The sequence below is a fragment of the Streptomyces sp. NPDC059080 genome, assembly GCF_042739975.1.
In the GTDB taxonomy this organism is placed as follows: Bacteria; Actinomycetota; Actinomycetes; order Streptomycetales; family Streptomycetaceae; genus Streptomyces; species Streptomyces benahoarensis.
Genome location: NZ_JBHYGX010000024.1, coordinates 58836 through 76921 on the forward strand (window position 1 = coordinate 58836; position 18086 = coordinate 76921).

An 18086-nucleotide genomic window follows, 5' to 3' on the forward strand; every position below is an offset into this window, starting at 1 on the left:
CGGACAATCGCGGACGAACCCGTGCGCTCCGCTGCCCGGACGTGTGTCACGGGGTCCCGTCCGCCCCGTTCCGTACCGGCCGTTCACCCGTACGGAACCACCTGGAAGAAGTCCCCGAAAAAGTCCGCGAAAAATTTTCTCGAAGTCGCGTAAGGATCCGTGGCCCCCGGCCTCTCTCCCTGTGCGGGCGGAACACAACGGGGCCCGTACAGCGAAAGCGGAGAGGTGGGAATCCCATGCGCAGCGTGGTGGAGCGAGAGTTGGAACTGGGTCTGGTCGTGTCCCCGGAGCAGAGCGTTCCGGTGCCGGCCCGGCTGGCCTACCGCACCGACGACCCGTACGCGGTCCACATCACCTTCCACATCGGCTCGGACGCGCCCGTCCACTGGACGTTCGCGCGCGAGCTGCTGGTCGAGGGCGTGTTCCGGCCCTGCGGCCACGGCGATGTGCGGGTCTGGCCGACGAAGATGGACGGCCGCAGCCTGGTCTGCATGGCGCTCAGCTCGCCGGACGGGGACGCGCTCCTGGAGGCGCCCGCCGCCGCGGTGTCGGCGTGGCTGGAGCGCACCCTGCGGGTCGTCCCCCCGGGGTCGGAGCAGGAGCACCTCGGCATGGACAAAGGACTGAGCGAGCTGCTGGCGATGGCGACCGGCGACGCGCCGTGGGCCGGGGAGCCGTGGCCGTCCGACGAGGTTCCGGACGCGGGTGCGTAAGCCGTGCCGGACGCCGTGCCGGGCGCCGGATCCTGCGTCCCCCGCCCGGCGCCCCTCCCGCGGCTCACCCGGCCCGTTCCCGGGTCAGCCGCGGTACGCCTCCAGCAGCCGCAGCCAGATCTCGCTGATCGTCGGGTAGGCGGGGACGGCGTGCCAGAGGCGTTCGAGGGGGATCTCGGCGGCCACCGCGAGGGTCGCCGAGTGCAGCAGCTCACCGACTCCGGGGCCGACGAAGGTGGCGCCGAGGACGGTCTCACGGTCCAGGTCGACGACCATCCGGGCGCGCCCGCGGTAGCCGTCGGCGTAGAGGGCGGCCCCGGCGACGCCGCCGAGGTCCTGGTCGACGGCGCGGACCCGGTACCCGGCGCGCTCCGCCTCGGCCAGGCTGAGGCCGACCGCCGCGGCCTCGGGGTCGCTGAAGACGACCTGCGGGACGGCGGCGTGGTCGGCGGTGGCGGCGTGCGCGCCCCAGCGGTCCGTCTCCAGGATCGGCACACCCCGGGCCCGCGCGGCGAGGGCGGCTCCGGCGATCCGGGCCTGGTATTTGCCCTGGTGGGTGAGGAGCGCGCGGTGGTTGACGTCGCCGACGCCGTAGAGCCAGTCGTTGTCCGCAACGTCGGTGACGCGGCAGGTGTCGTCGACGGTCAGCCACGAGCCCGGCGTAAGGCCCACGGTCTCCAGGCCGAGGTCGTCGGTGCGCGGGGCGCGGCCGGTGGCGATCAGCAGCTCGTCGGCGACGATCTCGCCGCCGGTGTCCAGCTCCACGGTGACCGGGCCGCCCGGCGCCTCCCGGCGCACCCGGGTCACGCCCGTGCCGGTACGCAGCAGCGCCCCCGCCTCGGCCAGCGATTCGGCGACCAGCTGCCCGGCGAACGGTTCCATCCGGGGCAGCAGCCCCTCCCCCCGTACGAGGAGGGTGACCGAGGCGCCGAGGGCCCGCCAGGCGGTGGCCATCTCGACGCCGACGACGCCCCCGCCGACGATGACCAGCCGGCCCGGTACGGACGCGGCGCTGGTGGCCTCGCGGCTGGTCCAGGGCGCGGCGTCGGCGAGCCCGGGGATCGGCGGCAGCACGGCGCGGCTGCCGGTGCAGACGGCGACGGCGTGCCGGGCGTGCAGCGTCCGTTCGCCGTCCACGACGACTTTCCGCGGCCCGGCCAGGCGGCCCGTACCGCGCACCAGCGGCACACCGATCGACTCCAGCCATTGCACCTGGCCGTCGTCCTTCCAGTGCGAGGTGAAGGCGTCGCGGTGGGCGAGGACGGCCTCGGTGTCGAGGGGCCCGGTGACCGCGTCCTTGAGTCCGGGCACCCGGCGGGCCTCGGAGCGGGCGGTGACCGGGCGCAGCAGCGCCTTGCTCGGCATACAGGCCCAGTAGGAGCATTCGCCGCCGACGCGTTCGCTCTCGACGATGACGGCGCTCAGCCCGGCGGCGTGCGCCCGGTCGGCGAGGTTCTCCCCGGTGGGCCCGGCGCCCACCACGATCACGTCGTACGTCTCGTCGGCCCGGGTCGCTGCGCTGGCTGGCATCGGCTGCTCGCTCCCTGAGTGGCGCGGCGGCCGGGCGCTTCCCGGCCGGTGCGGTCGTCTCCGCCCGGAAGGCGGCGGACACCACCCATCGTGCGTCCGGTGGGGCGGGGGCGCATCCGGCATCTCTCCCCCCGCCTGCCCGAGCGCGCGGAAAAGCCCCCTCGCGCTCAAGGGTGGTCGCGAGGGGACCTTGGCCGGTGGCCGGTCAGATCAGGTGATCGAATTCACCGGCCTTGACTCCGAGCACAAAAGCCCGGAGCTTTTCCCGCGTAGTCGTCACAATGACGTCCGGATCGTCACTCTCCCGCATAAGGATTGCATCCGGAATTGCGGAAGGCGCCAACTCGACGCATGAATTGGTGTTTCCCGAGAACGAAGATTTCTGCCAGTTGATTTCACGCGCCACGTGATGCTCACATTTCCTGTGCGATGCAGCAGATTCGGTCACTGAACGGTCAGATCAGGTGATCGAACTCTCCTGCCCTGACACCCAGAATGAACGCCTCAAGCTTTTCCGGAGTGGTAGTCACCACGGCGCCGGGGTCATCGCTTTCCCGTATGAGAATCAGGCCGTCTCGCGAGGCCAACTCGACGCAATTCATATTTTCGTTGGAGTAGGAGGACTTCTGCCAACGGATTCCCTCGGCCATGGCGTTGTTTTCTCACACTTCCTGCGCGATGCGGTGAATGAGTTTTCTCGACTCTTCGGCGTTGAGCGCCAGTGATTCCAGCATCTTCCAGAGATTCCGGAACGCTTTGAGCTGAGTTTCCGCGTCCAGGATTCCACTGCCCACGTAGGCGTCGACCTGGACGGAGTCCAGTTGCGCAACCGGGCCACCTGTGTATGTCACAGGTTGAGCGGAGGCGACCATCTTCTCCACGTTGAACGGGATGACCCGAACGGATGTGGATTCGGCATCGGCCGCTGCGGAGAGCGCTTCGATCTGTTTCCGCAGAACATCCCTTCCGCCGTAACGCATGCGCAGTGCGCCCTCATGGACGATGGCATCGTAAAGCCCGGATGCCCCGCCCTCAAGGATCTTCTTCCGCCTCATGCGGTGCTCTACGCGCACATCAAGTTCCTCGGCCGAGAGCGGCAGAATACTGTTCTGGAAAACCGCTCGCGCATAGTCCTGGGTCTGCAAGACACCGGGGATCACGGACAGCTCGTACGAACGAATATATGCGGCGTGGTGCTCAAGCTCTGCCATATCGAGAAAGGCAGGTGGAAGGACTCCTCTGTACTCGTCCCACCAGAACTGCCCCCGGCGCTCGCGCGACATTGCGCACAACGCATCCACATACGCTTCGTCATCACACCCGTAGAAGGTGGCCAACCGCCGGATGCGCTCCTCGCTGACACCACTGCGGCCCGCTTCGATATGACTGATACGAGCCCGGTCCGATGCAAGCAAACCGGCAGTTTCCAAAGCCGTCTTTCCGGCCCGCTCCCGCATCTTCCGCAGTTCCGCACCCAAACGCGCCTGACGCGCGGTCGGAACCTCTCTCGGCGGCATCCGTCTCCCCCTCCGTTCCGTCGCCGCTCAGTCTCTCGCGCAAGGGTGGCACGGGTCCACCCGAACGAGGGGCCTTCGATGCGCACCCTTGCTCCGGTACACGTGTGCACCCTACGGTCTGAGTCGTGCCACCCAGACGCGGTGAAGCTCGATGTCCCTGGCTGCGCCCCCACTTGACGGCACATCACACGTGTAGCGCCTCATCCACAAAGATGCCGCGCCGCAACGAACCCACCACACGCAAGACCCCCGCGACCGCAGGACCGGTCCGGGGGCATGGTCACCAACCTTCAAGGAGTTGACGACGAGATGCACGCTATCGCGAAGCTGTGCGTTCTGCTGCTGCGGCTGTTGTTGCCCGCGCCGGGACGGCATCGGGGGCCTGTAGCAGCGCCCCGCGCCGCCCGCCACCCCCACGTACCGGCGCAGCGGGTGCCCGTCCGGCCGTCCCCCGTACTCCTGTGGAGCGAGCCCCTCGTCCCCCTCGTCCGCCCCTACGTACACGTCCTCACCGCGGAGGAGCGGCGCCCGTGGCGCGGACGGCGAACGCTGTGGCTGGCGGCGCGCGGCATCGATATCGGCGCCTGTCTTCCCCGCGGCATGGAGGTCACCGCATGACCCTCCGCCCCGACGCGCCGCTCCCCCCGCGGCTGCTGCCCTGGACCACCCTCGACGGGGGCCCGTGCTTCCTGTTCTCCGACGACGGAACCGGACGTGTCTCCCGCCTCGCCGACCGCGTCGAGGCCGAACAGCTCGGCTCCAACACCGCCCTCATCGCGGAGGCGGAACGCCTCCTGGGCGGACGGTCGTGGACCCCCGGCGAACTGCACCTGCTGACCGTTGACCTGAAGGAATCGCTGGTCGTCACCGATCGGATCGCGAAGAGCCGGGGCGCCCGGCTTCCGGAACCGCCCTACGACCCTGACGACGAACCGGACGACGACGTCGACGGCCGCGACGGCATCGACGACGAGGGGCTGCCGGAGGGATAGCCCCCCTCACCGCGCGAATGCGCTGAGCCGCAAGCACCACGAGCGGCTCAGCGCACTGCGCGGTACGGCGCCCGCCCGGTCCTCAGAAGAGCTTGCCCGGGTTGAGCAGGCCCAGCGGGTCGAAGACCTGCTTGATGGAGCGCTGCAACTCCAGGCCGACCGGTCCCAGTTCGCGGGCGAGCCACTCCTTCTTCAGGACGCCGACGCCGTGTTCGCCGGTGATCGTGCCGCCCAGCTCCAGGCCGAGGGCCATGATCTCGTCGAAGGAGGCGCGGGCCCGGCGGGACTCGTCGGCGTCGGCGGGGTCGAAGCAGACCGTGGGGTGGGTGTTGCCGTCCCCGGCGTGCGCGCAGACGCCGATGGTCAGGTCGTACTTCTCGGCGATGGCGGCGGTGCCGTCCAGCATCGCGGCGAGCTGGGAGCGGGGCACGCAGACGTCGTCGATCATGGTGGACGAGCGGACGCGTTCCAGGGCGTGGAGCGTGACCCGGCGGGCCTGGAGCAGCAGTTCGGACTCGGCCTCGGTGTCGGCGGGCACGACCTCGGTGGCGCCCGCGGCGGTGCACAGGGCGCCGAGGGCGGCGAGGTCCGCGGTCGGGTCGGGGGTGTCGAAGGCGGCGAGGAGCAGCGCCTCGGTGGTGTCGGGCAGGCCCATGCGCGCGTAGTCGTTGACGGCGCGGACGCAGGTGCGGTCCATCAGCTCCAGCAGCGACGGGGTGTGACCGGCGGCCATGATCGCGCAGACGGCCTCGCAGGCGGCGGCGGTGGAAGGGAACTCCGCGGCGAGCGCGAGTTGCCGGGGCGGCTGCGGTTTGAGGGCGAGGACGGCGCGGACGACGACGCCGAGGGTGCCCTCGGAGCCGACGATGAGGCGGGTGAGGTCGTATCCGGCGACGCCCTTGGCGGTGCGGCGGCCGGTCGTCAGCAACCGCCCGTCGGCGAGGACGACGTCGAGGCCGAGGACGTATTCGGCGGTGACGCCGTACTTGACGCAGCACAGGCCGCCGGAGGCGGTGCCGATGTTGCCGCCGATGGAGCACTCCTCCCAGCTGGAGGGGTCCGGCGGGTAGTACAGGCCGTGCGCGTTGACCGCGCGGGAGAGGGTGGCGTTGATGACGCCCGGCTCGACGACGGCGGTGCGGTCGACGGGGTTGATCTCCAGGATGCGGTCCATCTTGACGAGCGAGAGGACGAGGCAGCCGTCGGTGGCGTTGGCGGCGCCGGACAGGCCGGTGCGGGCGCCCTGCGGGACGACCGGGACGCGCAGCGCGGTGGCGGTGCGCAGGACGTGCTGGACCTCCTCGACGGTGCGCGGCAGGACGACGGCGGCGGGGCTCCCGGCGTCGCAGAAGCCCGCCATGTCACGGGCGTAGGCGCCGGTGACGTCCGGGTCCGTGAGGATCGCTTCGTCGGGAAGGCCGGCGCGCAGCTGTGCGAGAAGATCCATGGCGCCAGCGTCGCATCCGTGGCCGCCGTACGGAAGATCGTGACGGGGCGGAACCCGGCCATCCGTGGAGCTGCGGGGCCGGTGGCGGGGGCCCCGGCCACCGGCCACCGGTCACCGGTCACCGGCCACCGGCCACCGGCCACCGGTCAGAGGTTGCCGCGGCGCTCCTGCTCACGCTCGATCGCCTCGAAGAGGGCCTTGAAGTTGCCCTTGCCGAAGCCCATGGAGCCGTGCCGCTCGATCATCTCGAAGAAGACGGTCGGCTTGTCCTGGACCGGCTTGGTGAAGATCTGGAGCAGATAGCCGTCCTCGTCGCGGTCGACGAGGATCTTCAGCTCCCGCAGCGTCTCGACGGGCACCCGGGTCTCCCCGGCCCAGTCGCCGAGGGTGTCGTAGTACGAGTCGGGGGTGTCCAGGAACTCCACTCCGGCCTCGCGCATGGCGCGGACGCTAGCGACGATGTCGTTGGTGGCGAGCGCGACGTGCTGCACGCCCGGGCCGCCGTAGAACTCCAGGTACTCGTCGATCTGCGACTTCTTCTTGGCGACGGCCGGTTCGTTGAGCGGGAACTTCACCTTGCGGGTGCCGTCCGCGACGACCTTCGACATGAGCGCGGAGTACTCGGTGGCGATGTCGTCGCCGACGAACTCCTTCATGTTGGTGAAGCCCATGACGTTGTTGTAGAAGGCCACCCACTCGTTCATCCGGCCGAGTTCGACGTTGCCGACGCAGTGGTCGATGGCCTGGAAGCGGCGCGGACCAGGGGCGACGAGCGGCTTGGCGGCGACGTAGCCCGGCAGGTACGGGCCGGTGTAGTCGCGGCGCTCGACGAGGGTGTGCCGGGTCTCGCCGTAGGTGGCGATGGCGGCGCGGACGACGGTGCCGTGCTCGTCCTTGGACTCGTAGGGCTCCTCGATGCCGGTGGCGCCGTGCGCGGTGGCGTAGGCGTACGCGGCGCGGGCGTCGGGGACCTCGATGGCGAGGTCGACGACGCCGTCGCCGTGGGCGGCGACATGGTCGGCGAGGAAGCGGCCCCAGTCGGAGGACGGCTTGATCACGGAGGTGAAGACGAACCGGGCGCCGCCGGATTCGAGCACGTAACTGGCGGTCTCGCGGCAACCGTTCTCCGGTCCGCAGTAGGCGACGCGGGTCATGCCGAAGGCGGTGGCGTAGTAGTGCGCGGCCTGCTTGGCGTTGCCGACGGCGAAGACGACCGCGTCCATCCCCTTGACCGGGAAGGGATCCGCCTGCCGGGCCGTGCCAGGGGTGGGCTGAGTGTGCATCGTGTCTGCCATGGCCGCAGATTCCCTCCGATCCACAAGGTGCGCAATAGTTCGCGCATCTGCTGGGCACTATGCCTAGTGGTCGGGGGGTGCGGCCGGGCTATCTGTACAGGATGACCATCGATATCGGAGGGGTCCGCAGTGGCGATCGATCATTTGGACGGGCGGCTGATCGAGCTGTTGGCGCACGAGCCGCGGATCGGGGTCCTGGAGGCGTCGCGGCGGCTGGGCGTGGCGCGCGGCACCGTCCAGGCGCGGCTGGACCGGCTTCAGTCGAATGGAGTGATCAGAGGATTCGGCCCGGAGGTGGACCCGGCGGCACTCGGCTACCCCGTGACCGCATTTGCCACATTGGAGATCAAACAAGGCCAAGGTGCGGACGTACGTGCTCACTTGACGACCGTTCCCGAGGTGTTGGAGCTGCATACAACGACGGGACAGGGGGACATGCTCTGCAGGCTCGTCGCACGCTCCAACGCCGATCTCCAACGTGTGATCGACCGAGTGGTCGGTTTTGATGGCATCGTGCGGGCCTCGACGGCGATCGTGATGGAAAATCCGGTGCCGCTGCGCATCATCCCTCTGGTGCAACAGGCATCGGAGGACTGACGGAGGAGGGTGCCAGTGAGCTTCTGGGAGTACGTCGGCAGCCGCCACGCCCAGTTGCTGACCGATGCGGCGCAGCACGCCAGCGCGGTCTTCCAGTGCATGGTGGCCGCCACCGTCCTGGGCGTCGCGCTGGGCGTCGCGACGTACCGCACCGAATGGGCCGGGAACCTCGCGACCACCGCCACCTCGACGATCCTCACGGTCCCCTCGCTGGCCCTGATCGGTCTGCTCATCCCGATCGTCGGCCTCGGCGTCGCCCCGACCGTCATCGCCCTGACGCTGTACGGGCTGCTGCCCGTCGTCCGCAACGCCATCGTCGGGCTGCGGGGGGTGGACGCCACGCTGGTGGACGCGGCGCGCGGCATCGGGATGTCCCGCGCCGCCCAGCTGCTCCGCGTCGAACTGCCGCTGGCCTGGCCACCGATCCTCACCGGCATCCGCGTCGCCACCCAGATGCTGATGGGCATCGCCGCCATCGCCGCCTTCGCTTCCGGTCCCGGCCTGGGCAACGAGATCTTCCGCGGCATCGCGTCGCTGGGCAGCGCCAACGCCCTCAACCAGGTGCTCTCCGGCACGCTCGGAATCGTCGTCCTCGCCCTCCTCTTCGACGCCGCGTACGTCCTCATAGGACGGCTGACCATCCCCAGGGGGATTCGTGCCTGAGACGCCCGTGCCCGCCGCCGGAGGGACCGCCGCGCGCGCCGCCACCGCCGGCGCCGGGATCCGGTTGGAGAACCTCACCAAGCTCTACCCGGGCGGTCCGGCGCCCGCGGTGGACGACGTCACCATGGAGATCAACGCCGGTGAGCTGGTCGTCCTCGTCGGCCCGTCGGGCTGCGGGAAGTCCACCACGCTGAAGATGATCAACCGGCTGATCGAGCCGACGTCCGGACGCATCCGCATCGGCGACCGCGACGTCACCGGCATGGACCCGGTCAAGCTCCGCCGCACCGTCGGCTACGCCATCCAGTCCTCGGGCCTCTTCCCGCACATGACCGTCGCCCAGAACATCGCGCTCGTGCCGAAGATGACCGGCTGGCCGAGGTCGCGGATCAAGAACCGGGTCGAGGAGATGCTTGACCTCGTCGGGCTCGACCCGGGCGAGTTCCACGGCCGGTATCCGCGCCAGCTCTCCGGCGGTCAGCAGCAGCGCGTCGGCGTCGCGCGGGCGCTCGCCGCCGACCCGCCGGTGCTGCTGATGGACGAGCCGTTCGGCGCCGTCGACCCGATCACCCGCGACCACCTCCAGGACGAGCTGATCCGGCTCCAGCACGAGCTGCACAAGACGATCGTCTTCGTCACCCACGACTTCGACGAGGCGATCAAGCTCGGCGACCGGATAGCGGTGCTCCGCGAGCGCTCCCACATCGCGCAGTTCGACACCCCCGAGGCGATCCTCACCAACCCCACCGACGACTTCGTCTCCGGCTTCGTCGGCGCCGGCGCCGCCCTCAAACGCCTCAACCTCACCCGCGTACGCGACGTCGGCGTCGTCGACTTCGCCACCGCGGGCGTCGACGACCCGCTCCAGTCCATCTTCGACCTGCTGCGCGACGGCGACACCAACGAGGTGCTGCTCCTCGACCGCCACCGCCGCCCGTACAAATGGCTGCGGCGCAGCGATCTGATGCGCGCGAAGGGCACCCTGGCGCGCGCCGGGACGCTGGTGCACGACACCGTCACCCGCGACGCGACGCTGCGGGACGCGCTGGAGGCGGTCCTCACCGACAACGCGGGCCGGGTCGCGGTCACCGGGCGGCGCGGTGAGTACATCGGCGTCGTCGACATGGAGACGCTGATGAACAACGTCCACGAACTGCTGGAGGCCGACCGCCTGGAGGCCGTCGAACACCGCCACCAACTGGAGGAACAGCGGGCCCGCCGCACCCGGATGGCCCAGGAGGGCCTGGGCGGCCAGGACGGCGCGGGGGCCCCGGCGTGAGCCCCCGCGAGGAGCGCCGCGCCCCCCGGGACGAGCGGCCACCGGGCGAACACGAGGTGCACGGCCTGGCGTTCCGGGACGAGATCCACGAGCGGGAGCACGGATCCACCGCCGCGCCCGCACCGGCGGCGCCGCCCCGGGGGCTGCGCCAGATCACCTGGCAGCGGGCGCTGGCCATGCCGCTGTTCCTGGCCGCCGCGCTCCTCGCCACCTGGCTGTGGTTCCGCGGCGCCCGCCTCGACTCCATCGCCCACCAGGCGGTGGACCACGGCAAGGTCGCCCTCGCGGTGCGCCAGCACCTCCAGCTGACCGCCGTCTCCACCTTCTTCGTCCTGATCATCGCCATCCCGCTGGGCATCGCGCTGACCCGCGCCACGCTGCGCCGCGCGACGCCGTTCGCGGTCGCCGTCGCCAACCTGGGCCAGGCGGTGCCCGCCCTGGGCCTGCTGGTGCTGCTCGTCATCTGGCTGGGCATCGGCACGAAGGCGGCCGTCATCGGCATGGTGATCTACGCGGTGCTGCCGGTGCTCGCCAACACCATCGCCGGGCTGCGTGCCATCGACCCGACGCTGACGGAGGCGGCCCGCGGCATCGGCATGTCCCCGGCGGGCGTGCTCGCCCGGGTCGAACTGCCGCTGGCCGTCCCGCTGATCCTCGCCGGGGTGCGTACCGCGCTGGTGCTGAACGTCGGCACCGCCACGCTCGCCACGTTCGGCGGCGGCGGGGGCCTGGGCGACCTCATCTCGGCGGGCATCATCACCCAGCGGATGCCGGTGCTGATCCTCGGCTCCGTCCTCACCGTGGCTCTCGCGCTGCTGGTCGACTGGCTGGCCTCGCTCGCCGAAGTGCTGCTGCGGCCGCACGGTCTGGAGATATCGCGCTGATGACACCGGACCCCGGACACCGCCGCCCGTACCACCACCCGTACCGCCGCCGCCCGTACCTCCGCCGCCCGCGCCGCACCGCCCGCGCCGCCGTCCTCGCCGCCGTGGTCTGCCTCCTCGGCGGCTGCGGGCTGGTCAGCGGCAGCCCGATGACCGACGCCGTCCGCCCCGGCACCCTCGGCCGCGGCCAGCCCCTCAAGGGCGCCCAACTGACCGTGACCTCCAAGGAGTTCACCGAGAACATCATTCTCGGCCAGATCATGGGCCTGGTCTTCGAGGCGGCCGGGGCCACCGTCGTCGACAAGACCAACATCCAGGGCAGCATCGGCGCCCGCGAGGCGGTCCGCACCGGCACCGCCGACGGCATGTACGAGTACACCGGCACCGGCTGGATCACCTACCTCGGCCACGAGCTGCCGATCACCGACCCGTACCAGCAGTGGGTCGCGGTCCGCGACGCCGACCGGGCCAACGGCCTCGTCTGGCTGCCGGCCGCCCGCCTCAACAACACCTACGCGTTCTCCCTCAACCGCGCCAACGCCCGGAAGTACGGCGTCACGACCCTCTCCGGCATGGCGGCGCTGCTCAAGAAGAATCCGGGCGCGGTCACCCTCTGTGTGGACAGCGAGTTCGCCGCCCGCAACGACGGGCTGCCCGGCATGGCGAAGCGGTACGGAATGAACCTCCCGCCCGGCAACATCCACAAGATGACCAGCGGCGTCGTCTACACCCAGACCGCACAGGGCACCGCCTGCACCTTCGGCGAGGTCTACACCACCGACGGCCGGATCAAGGCGATGAACCTGACCGTCCTCGCCGACGACAAGCACTTCTTCCCGAACTACAACGCGGCGCCCGAGATGTACGGGCCGACGATGAAGAAGCACCCGGAGATCGCCGGGCTCCTCGCCCCCGTCACCAAGGCACTGGACAACACCGTCGCCCGGAAGCTGAACGCCCAGGTCGACGTCGAGGGCAAGGACCCGCACGAGGTCGCCAAGGAGTGGCTGATCGCGAAGGGGTTCATCGAGGAGAAGTGAGGTCCGGGGACGGGCCCGGCGGGCGGCCCGGGGCGGGTGCGGTGCGCGGGCGGGCGCACGCGCCGGGGCCTCGCGCCGGGGCGCGAACGTCTCCCCGCGCGCCCCGCCTCAGCAGCTGGGGACCGACCCGCCGCTCTTCAGCGCCTTGAGCGAGTCCAGCGCGCTGTTCAGCGAGGTGACGGGGATCAGCCGCATCCCGCGGGGCCGCTCGGCGAGCGCCTGGGAGCACTCGGCCTTGGGGACGAGGAAGAGGCGGGCGCCGTCGCGGTCCGCCGCCCGCAACTTCAGCGGCACCCCGCCGACCGGGCCGACCGTGCCGTCGGTCTCGATGGTGCCGGTACCGGCGAGGGTCCGGCCGCCGGTCAGATCGCCCCCGGCGCCGTCCCCGTCGAGCTTGTCGATGATCCCCAGCGCGAACATCATCCCGGCGCTCGGCCCGCCGATGTCCGCCAGCCGCAGGCTGACCTTCACGTCGCGGGGCGAACGGTGCAGATGGCCCAGCGCGGCGCCGATGGCCGCGTCCTGCGACTTCCGCATCTCGTCGGCGTTGTGCTGCGCGACCTCCTTGGTGTTTTTGCCCACCGGGTAGACCGACTCGGACGGCATCACCGCCTCGTCCGTGCGGAACCAGCCCCGGATCACCTCCGGCAGATGCACCGAGGCGTCCGGCCCGGTGGCGACGATCGCCGTCATCCGCAGCTGCCCGCTGGTCCGGCGGACATCGGCGCCGGAGATCGTGATCACCGGTTTCCCCTTGTTGTCGCCGAGGACGTTCGCCGTCGGCCCCGGATACGCCAGCGAGTACGGCAGCGGCGCGAGGGCGGCGGTCAGCAGCAGGGCGAGGACCAGAGTGGCACAGATCGTCAGGGCACGAACGCGGGAGGACACCCCGCCACCCTAGAGGACCACCGACCCGGGCCCCGCACCGCACGCCCGGCACGGGCCCGCCCCGCGGGCGCCGGGCGGCGTGCGCCACCCGGCGGCCTCAGCGCAGCGCCTCCGCGACCTCCCGCGCCGCGTCGACCACCCGCGGCCCGATCCGCTCGGAGACCGCGTCGGCGAGCATCACCACGCCCACGCTGCCCTCGATCCCGCTGACCCCGAGCAGGGGCGCCGCGGCGCCGCTCGCGCCCGCCTCCAGCTCGCCGTGGGTCAGTGCGAGCCCGGCGTCCTGGATACGGCCCTGGCGGGCCTTGAGGATCGCCCGCCCGGCGGCGCCCCGGTCCAGCGGATGCCGGAACCCGGCCCGGTACGCGACGTGGTAATCCGTCCACGTCGGCTCCACGACGGCGACGGCCAGCGCCTCGGTGCCGTCGACGAGCGTGAGATGCGCGGTGGCGCCGACGTCCTCGGCCAGCGCGCGCAGCGCGGGCAGCGCCGCCTCCCGGACCAGCGGATGCACCTGGCGACCCAGGCGCAGCACGCCCAGACCGACCCGGGCCCGGCCCCCGAGATCGCGGCGGACCAGCGCGTGCTGCTCCAGCGTGGCCAGCAGACGGTAGACCACGGTGCGGTTGACCCCGAGCTTGTGGGACAGCTCGGTGACGGTCAGGCCGTGGTCGGTGTCGGCGAGCAGTTTGAGGACGCGCAGTCCCCGGTCGAGCGTCTGGGAGGTCTCCGCGGTCACGACGCCCCCTCCTGGTCGAAGTGGCGGCTCTTCGGCGCGGGGCGCTGCGGTCCCGGTGCAGCGCGCGCAAGAGGCCGCCGGCCGCATGCACCGGCTGCGCTCCGCGGCGGCGCTGCCACGGGGCGTGTGCGTGACCGGACAGTAGCGAGCCAGTCCGCTCAGCGAAAGTCCCCGTCCAGAATCCGGTCGTTCCCGTCCGGAATGTTCGCTATATCCCGTCCGACCCGTAGGTAACTTGCCCTGTGCACACGGCGGTTGACGCGGAGAGGCGGCGCGCCGGGCGCACCGCCTCTCCGTCACTCACCGCGGCTCCCCGCCGCACGCGCTCAGCGCATCCGCGTGGCCCACTCCTGGACCTTCTTGATCCGTTCGGTCAGCTGACCGGCCGTGGCCTCCGCGCTGGGCGGGCCGCCGCAGACCCGGCGCAGCTCGGTGTGGATCACGCCGTGCGGTTTGCCGCTCTGGTGGACATACGCGCCGACCAGTGTGTTCAGCTGCTTGCGCAGCTCCAGCATCTCCTTGTGGCTGACCACCGGGCGCCGCTCGGCGGGCAGCTCCAGCAGATCGGCCTCCTCGGCCGGCTTCTTCTTGCTGTGCGCGATCTGCCGCGCCTGCCGCTTCTGGAGCAGCATCTGCACCTGGTCCGGCTCCAGCAGCCCGGGGATGCCGAGGTAGTCCTGCTCCTCCTCGCTGCCCGCGTGCGCCTGCATGCCGAACTCGGCGCTGTTGTAGAGCACCCGGTCGAAGACCGCGTCCGACTCCAGCGCCTCGAACGAGAACTGCTCCTGCTCCCCGGTGTCCTCGTCCTGTGCCTGGTTGGCCTCGTCCATCTCCTTCTCGGACTCGGCGTACGGGTCCTCGTCCCCGTCCTTCTTCGGCTTGTCGAGGACGTGGTCGCGCTCGACCTCCATCTCGCCCGCGAAGCCGAGCAGCGTCGGGACGGTCGGCAGGAACACCGACGCCGTCTCGCCGCGCTTGCGGGACCGCACGAAACGGCCGACGGCCTGCGCGAAGAAGAGCGGGGTGGAGATCGTCGTGGCGTACACGCCGACCGCCAGACGCGGCACGTCGACGCCCTCGGACACCATCCGGACCGCGACCATCCAGCGGGCGTCGGAGGCAGCGAAGTCGTCGATGCGCTGCGAGGCGCCGCTGTCGTCGGAGAGCACCAGCGTGGCGCCGTGCCCGGTGATGTCCCGGATCAGCTTGGCGTACGCGCGCGCCTGCTCCTGGTCCGAGGCGATGACCAGCGCCCCGGCGTCCGGGATGCTCTTGCGGACCTCGGTGAGCCGCTGATCGGCGGCGCGCAGCACGTTCGGCATCCAGTCGCCGCGCGGGTCCAGCGCGGTCCGCCACGCCTGCGAGACGGCGTCCTTGGTCATCGGCTCACCGAGCCGCGCGGCGATCTCGTCGCCCGCCTTCGTCCGCCAGCGCATGTTGCCGCTGTACGACATGAAGATCACCGGGCGGACGACGCCGTCGGCGAGGGCGTTGCCGTAGCCGTAGGTGTAGTCGGCCGACGACCGCCGGATGCCGTCGTTGCCCTCCTCGTACGTGACGAAGGGGATCGGGTTGGTGTCGGAGCGGAACGGCGTACCGGTCAGCGCGAGCCGCCGGGTGGCCGGTTCGAACGCCTCCAGACACGCCTCGCCCCACGACTTGGAGTCACCGGCGTGGTGGATCTCGTCGAGGATGACCAGCGTCTTGCGCTGTTCGATGCGGTTGCGGTGCAGCATCGGGCGGACGCCGACACCGGCGTACGTGATCGCGATGCCGTGGTACTCGCGGCCCAGCGGGCCCGCGCTGTACTCCGGGTCGAGCTTGATCCCGACCCGCGCGGCCGCCTCCGACCACTGCTTCTTCAGGTGCTCGGTCGGGGCGACGACGGTCACCTGCTGCACGACGTGGTGGTGGAGCAGCCACGAGGCGAGGGTGAGCGCGAAGGTGGTCTTTCCGGCCCCCGGGGTCGCGACGGCGAGGAAATCCCGGGGCTGGGTCTGGATGTACCGGTCCATGGCCGCCTGCTGCCAGGCGCGCAGCTTGTTCGCGGTACCCCAGGGGGCCCGGCCGGGGAAGGCCGGGGACAGGTGGTGATTACTGGTGGCGCTGGTGGTGGTAGTCACGGTCTCCGTCGGCTGACTCGGCGATCGGCAACCGCGTCAGCCTACCGGTGCGGGGCAGGGCGGCGAGATGGCTCGTACCGCATTCCCGTCAAGTGGGGCGAGCGTCACGCCCGGCTCTCCCGCAGCGACCGCAACCGCGCGGCGATGACCAGGACATCCTCAAGCTTCCCGGTCGCCACATCGATCACCAACCCCTCCGCGAAGTCGATGTCGGGGCGGAGCGACTCACCGTTCATGCGGAGAAACGCCATGCACGACAACCACGCCGTGCGCTTGTTGCCATCGACGAGCGGATGGTTGATGACGAGCGACTGGAGCAGCGAAGCCGCCTTGCCGAAGATGTCTGCGTACGCCTCCTGGCCGAACATCTCCGCAGACGGGCGGTGCACCGCCGATTCCAGAAGCCCCGCGTCGCGTACCTCGATACGCATGTCGTCGCAGGCGATCCCGGCGAGCGACAGGACTTCCCCCGCCGTGAGGTAGAACACCGTCACTTCAGGCGCTCCAGAAGCTCGCGCCACTTGGCGGCCTCCTGGATGCCCACCTCCCGGATCATCGCTTCCCGCGCGTGCTGCGCCAGATAGTCGTCCACGGCGCGGAGCACCACGGCGTGCATGCTGCGTCCTTCCAGGTCGGCCTGTTTCTTGAGCGCTTCGGTCCGGTCGTCGTCGAGACGCAGGTTCATAGCCATACCGAAATGGTACCGAGCGTGGGGCCAGTTCGGTACCGGATACGAAGCCCCTCCCGCCGCGCCCCCGTCCCGCCTTCCCTACGGCTCCCCCGCAGGCCGCAGCCGTCCCGTCAGGGCCGCGCCCAGGGCCGCCACCACGGCCATCGTGGCGAAGACGGCGAGGAAGGCGGCGGGGTGCGAGGCGGTGGCGGTGTGGGTGGCGGCCGGGGTGGTCGGGGAGCCGCCGCCGAAGGCGACGAAGAGGGCGCCGCCGAGGCCGACGAGGACGACGTTGCCGAGCGCGTCCGCCATCTGGAGCGACGCGGAGTTGGCGCCCGCCTCCTCGGGCCGGGACAGCTTCAGCAGCAGCACCCCGCCGCTGGAGATGTTCAGCCCCATGCCGAAGCCGCCGAGCGTCCAGGCCACCGCCACGGTCCACACCGGGACCGCGTCGGACAGCACCAGCGGCACGGCCGCGGTGGCCAGCGCCAGGAACGCCATGCCGGCACCCATCAGCCGCTCCCGGTGCCGCTCGCACCCCGGGCGGCTCTGGACGTACGAGCCGAGCGCCCAGGTCAGGCCGCCGCCGGTGAGGGAGAGCCCGGCGAGGGTGGCGGACAGGCCGCGCTCGCTGACCAGCAGCAGCGGGATGAAACTCTCCGCGGCGACCAGCGCACCGGCCGCCAGCCCGCGCATCAGGACGACCGTCGGCAGGCCCCGCGCCGCCCGGAACGTGCCCGGGGGCAGCAGCCGCCGCACCGCGGGCACCAGCAGCGCAAGCCCCGCGGCCGCCGGCAGCGCCGCGTACGGCGTCAGATGCCCGCCCGCGTACTGGAGCAGCCAGGCGCCCACCGCGACGGCCAGCGCGAGGAGGGCACGACGGCTGCACAGCACCGCCCCGAGACCGCCGCCCGGCCCCGGGGCCGCGCGCGGCAGGGCGCGCAGCGCGGGCAGCATCACCGCGAGCGGCAGCAGGACCAGCACCGGGATGGCGAGGAAGACCCAGCGCCAGCCGAGGTGTTCGGCGACACTCCCGGCGGCCAGCGGGCCGACGATCACCGGCAGCACCCACGCCGCCGAGAACGACGCCATCACCGCCGGACGCAGCCGCTCCGGGTAGGCCCGGCCGACGACGACGTACAGCGAGACGATGACCAGCCCGCCACCGAGCCCCTGAACCCCTCGCCCGGCGACGAACAGCACCATGGTCGGCGCCGCGCCCGCGACCACCAGTCCGGCGCCGAACGCGCCGATACCGGTGAAGAGCGGCGCGAGCGGCCCCCGGCGGTCGTTCCACTCCCCCGCCAGCGCCATCGCGAAGAGGCTGGTGGTGAAGAACGCGGAGAAGCCGAAGGCGTACAGCCCGATGCCGTGCAGCGCGCGGGCGGCGGCCGGCATCGCGGTGTTCACCGCGCTCGCCTCGAAGGCGATCAACGACACCACCGAGATGATCCCGAAGGTCAGCGCCCGGTACCCCCGGCCGAGGATGCCCGGGGCGGCACCGGGCGGCCAGGCGTCCGGGGCGCGCCGGTCCCCGGCGGGGTCCGTGACTGCGGCGGCGGGCGGCGTGGCGGCTGTGGTGGCGACGTCGGTGTCGCGCGCGGGGTCGGCGGTCATCTGGCCAGCGTAAGGGGCGACACACCGGATGGCCCCTGTCGCCGGAGGGGACATCGGACGGGGGTTTTCGTCGGTCGGGGGTCCTACGTCCG

At 71.3% G+C, this 18086-nt stretch carries 20 protein-coding genes; 8 read left to right on the top strand and 12 right to left on the bottom strand.

Annotation, left to right across the window (positions count from 1 at the left end; all coding sequences use genetic code 11):
• The first annotated feature begins 236 nt into the window (after positions 1-236).
• Positions 237-713, top strand: coding sequence for an SsgA family sporulation/cell division regulator (locus tag ACFWWQ_RS19805; protein WP_384597811.1), 477 nt, complete (start codon positions 237-239; stop codon positions 711-713).
• A gap of 84 nt (positions 714-797) precedes the next feature.
• Here ACFWWQ_RS19805 and ACFWWQ_RS19810 read toward each other — a convergent pair whose 3' ends face one another.
• The 4 genes from ACFWWQ_RS19810 to ACFWWQ_RS19825 all read right to left on the bottom strand — a co-directional run bounded on the left by ACFWWQ_RS19810 (position 798) and on the right by ACFWWQ_RS19825 (position 3760).
• Positions 798-2243 carry a dihydrolipoyl dehydrogenase family protein gene (locus ACFWWQ_RS19810; protein WP_384597813.1) on the bottom strand — a complete coding sequence of 482 codons (1446 nt, stop codon included), beginning with the start codon at positions 2241-2243 and terminating at the stop codon, positions 798-800.
• A 205-nt stretch (positions 2244-2448) separates the two neighbouring features.
• Positions 2449-2649: a DUF397 domain-containing protein gene (locus ACFWWQ_RS19815; RefSeq protein ID WP_384597815.1), complete on the bottom strand. Its 201-nt coding sequence runs from the start codon at positions 2647-2649 to the stop codon at positions 2449-2451.
• Between the two features lie 49 nt (positions 2650-2698).
• On the bottom strand, positions 2699-2893 hold the full coding sequence (locus ACFWWQ_RS19820) for a DUF397 domain-containing protein (RefSeq protein ID WP_384597817.1): 195 nt from the start codon (positions 2891-2893) through the stop codon (positions 2699-2701).
• Positions 2894-2905: 12 nt separating this feature from the next.
• A complete protein-coding gene (locus tag ACFWWQ_RS19825; RefSeq protein WP_384597819.1) occupies positions 2906-3760 on the bottom strand; it encodes a helix-turn-helix domain-containing protein in 855 nt (284 codons plus the stop codon).
• Between the two features lie 309 nt (positions 3761-4069).
• On the opposite strand from ACFWWQ_RS19825, the gene ACFWWQ_RS19830 reads away from it, so the two are divergent.
• Together ACFWWQ_RS19830 and ACFWWQ_RS19835 are read left to right on the top strand one after the other, a co-directional pair.
• Entirely contained in the window at positions 4070-4378 is a 309-nt protein-coding gene (locus ACFWWQ_RS19830) for a hypothetical protein (RefSeq protein WP_384597821.1), read from the top strand.
• Positions 4375-4752, top strand: a complete 378-nt coding sequence (locus ACFWWQ_RS19835) for a hypothetical protein (protein ID WP_384597823.1) — start codon at positions 4375-4377, stop codon at positions 4750-4752. Before ACFWWQ_RS19830 ends, ACFWWQ_RS19835 begins: the two co-directional genes overlap by 4 nt.
• 82 nt (positions 4753-4834) lie before the next feature.
• Here ACFWWQ_RS19835 and ACFWWQ_RS19840 read toward each other — a convergent pair whose 3' ends face one another.
• Positions 4835-6199: an FAD-binding oxidoreductase gene (locus ACFWWQ_RS19840; protein WP_384597825.1), complete on the bottom strand. Its 1365-nt coding sequence runs from the start codon at positions 6197-6199 to the stop codon at positions 4835-4837.
• A gap of 146 nt (positions 6200-6345) precedes the next feature.
• Entirely contained in the window at positions 6346-7482 is a 1137-nt protein-coding gene (gene hppD / locus ACFWWQ_RS19845; RefSeq protein ID WP_384597874.1) for a 4-hydroxyphenylpyruvate dioxygenase, read from the bottom strand.
• 141 nt (positions 7483-7623) lie between these two features.
• Here hppD and ACFWWQ_RS19850 point away from each other — a divergent pair, with 141 nt between their 5' ends.
• Genes ACFWWQ_RS19850 through ACFWWQ_RS19870 form a run of 5 tightly spaced genes read left to right on the top strand, consistent with a single transcriptional unit; the run spans position 7624 to position 11957 of the window.
• On the top strand, positions 7624-8091 hold the full coding sequence (locus ACFWWQ_RS19850; RefSeq protein WP_384597827.1) for an Lrp/AsnC family transcriptional regulator: 468 nt from the start codon (positions 7624-7626) through the stop codon (positions 8089-8091).
• Positions 8092-8106: 15 nt separating this feature from the next.
• Entirely contained in the window at positions 8107-8754 is a 648-nt protein-coding gene (locus ACFWWQ_RS19855) for an ABC transporter permease (RefSeq protein WP_345084831.1), read from the top strand.
• Complete coding sequence (locus ACFWWQ_RS19860) at positions 8747-10033, top strand: betaine/proline/choline family ABC transporter ATP-binding protein (protein ID WP_384597830.1); 1287 nt, start codon at positions 8747-8749, stop codon at positions 10031-10033. The genes ACFWWQ_RS19855 and ACFWWQ_RS19860 overlap by 8 nt, the downstream gene beginning before the upstream one ends.
• Positions 10030-10917: an ABC transporter permease gene (locus ACFWWQ_RS19865; protein ID WP_384597832.1), complete on the top strand. Its 888-nt coding sequence runs from the start codon at positions 10030-10032 to the stop codon at positions 10915-10917. The genes ACFWWQ_RS19860 and ACFWWQ_RS19865 overlap by 4 nt, the downstream gene beginning before the upstream one ends.
• Positions 10917-11957 (top strand): glycine betaine ABC transporter substrate-binding protein, encoded by a 1041-nt coding sequence (locus ACFWWQ_RS19870; RefSeq protein WP_384597834.1) that lies wholly within the window; start codon positions 10917-10919, stop codon positions 11955-11957. Before ACFWWQ_RS19865 ends, ACFWWQ_RS19870 begins: the two co-directional genes overlap by 1 nt.
• 108 nt (positions 11958-12065) lie before the next feature.
• Here the strand turns inward: ACFWWQ_RS19870 and ACFWWQ_RS19875 are convergent, their stop codons facing one another.
• From ACFWWQ_RS19875 to ACFWWQ_RS19900, 6 genes are all read right to left on the bottom strand, one after another.
• Positions 12066-12845 (bottom strand): S16 family serine protease, encoded by a 780-nt coding sequence (locus tag ACFWWQ_RS19875; RefSeq protein ID WP_384597836.1) that lies wholly within the window; start codon positions 12843-12845, stop codon positions 12066-12068.
• Positions 12846-12942: 97 nt separating this feature from the next.
• Positions 12943-13584 carry an IclR family transcriptional regulator gene (locus ACFWWQ_RS19880; RefSeq protein WP_143942392.1) on the bottom strand — a complete coding sequence of 214 codons (642 nt, stop codon included), beginning with the start codon at positions 13582-13584 and terminating at the stop codon, positions 12943-12945.
• A 326-nt stretch (positions 13585-13910) separates the two neighbouring features.
• Positions 13911-15707 (bottom strand): DEAD/DEAH box helicase, encoded by a 1797-nt coding sequence (locus tag ACFWWQ_RS19885; protein WP_384597839.1) that lies wholly within the window; start codon positions 15705-15707, stop codon positions 13911-13913.
• Between the two features lie 104 nt (positions 15708-15811).
• Positions 15812-16201, bottom strand: a complete 390-nt coding sequence (locus ACFWWQ_RS19890; RefSeq protein ID WP_384597841.1) for a type II toxin-antitoxin system death-on-curing family toxin — start codon at positions 16199-16201, stop codon at positions 15812-15814.
• Positions 16198-16398 carry a ribbon-helix-helix protein, CopG family gene (locus ACFWWQ_RS19895; protein WP_345084854.1) on the bottom strand — a complete coding sequence of 67 codons (201 nt, stop codon included), beginning with the start codon at positions 16396-16398 and terminating at the stop codon, positions 16198-16200. Before ACFWWQ_RS19895 ends, ACFWWQ_RS19890 begins: the two co-directional genes overlap by 4 nt.
• A gap of 78 nt (positions 16399-16476) precedes the next feature.
• Positions 16477-17994: an MFS transporter gene (locus tag ACFWWQ_RS19900; protein ID WP_384597844.1), complete on the bottom strand. Its 1518-nt coding sequence runs from the start codon at positions 17992-17994 to the stop codon at positions 16477-16479.
• Between the last annotated feature and the right edge of the window lie 92 nt (positions 17995-18086).

Coding starts and splice junctions, on each gene's coding strand:
- ACFWWQ_RS19805 (WP_384597811.1), top strand. CDS start 237: ATGCGCAGCGTGGTGGAGCGAGAGTTGGAACTGGGTCTGGTCGTGTCC.
- ACFWWQ_RS19870 (WP_384597834.1), top strand. CDS start 10,917: ATGACACCGGACCCCGGACACCGCCGCCCGTACCACCACCCGTACCGC.
- ACFWWQ_RS19900 (WP_384597844.1), bottom strand. CDS start 17,994: ATGACCGCCGACCCCGCGCGCGACACCGACGTCGCCACCACAGCCGCC.
- hppD (WP_384597874.1), bottom strand. CDS start 7,482: ATGCACACTCAGCCCACCCCTGGCACGGCCCGGCAGGCGGATCCCTTC.
- ACFWWQ_RS19840 (WP_384597825.1), bottom strand. CDS start 6,199: ATGGATCTTCTCGCACAGCTGCGCGCCGGCCTTCCCGACGAAGCGATC.
- ACFWWQ_RS19810 (WP_384597813.1), bottom strand. CDS start 2,243: ATGCCAGCCAGCGCAGCGACCCGGGCCGACGAGACGTACGACGTGATC.
- ACFWWQ_RS19820 (WP_384597817.1), bottom strand. CDS start 2,893: ATGGCCGAGGGAATCCGTTGGCAGAAGTCCTCCTACTCCAACGAAAAT.
- ACFWWQ_RS19825 (WP_384597819.1), bottom strand. CDS start 3,760: ATGCCGCCGAGAGAGGTTCCGACCGCGCGTCAGGCGCGTTTGGGTGCG.
- ACFWWQ_RS19835 (WP_384597823.1), top strand. CDS start 4,375: ATGACCCTCCGCCCCGACGCGCCGCTCCCCCCGCGGCTGCTGCCCTGG.
- ACFWWQ_RS19830 (WP_384597821.1), top strand. CDS start 4,070: ATGCACGCTATCGCGAAGCTGTGCGTTCTGCTGCTGCGGCTGTTGTTG.
- ACFWWQ_RS19895 (WP_345084854.1), bottom strand. CDS start 16,398: ATGGCTATGAACCTGCGTCTCGACGACGACCGGACCGAAGCGCTCAAG.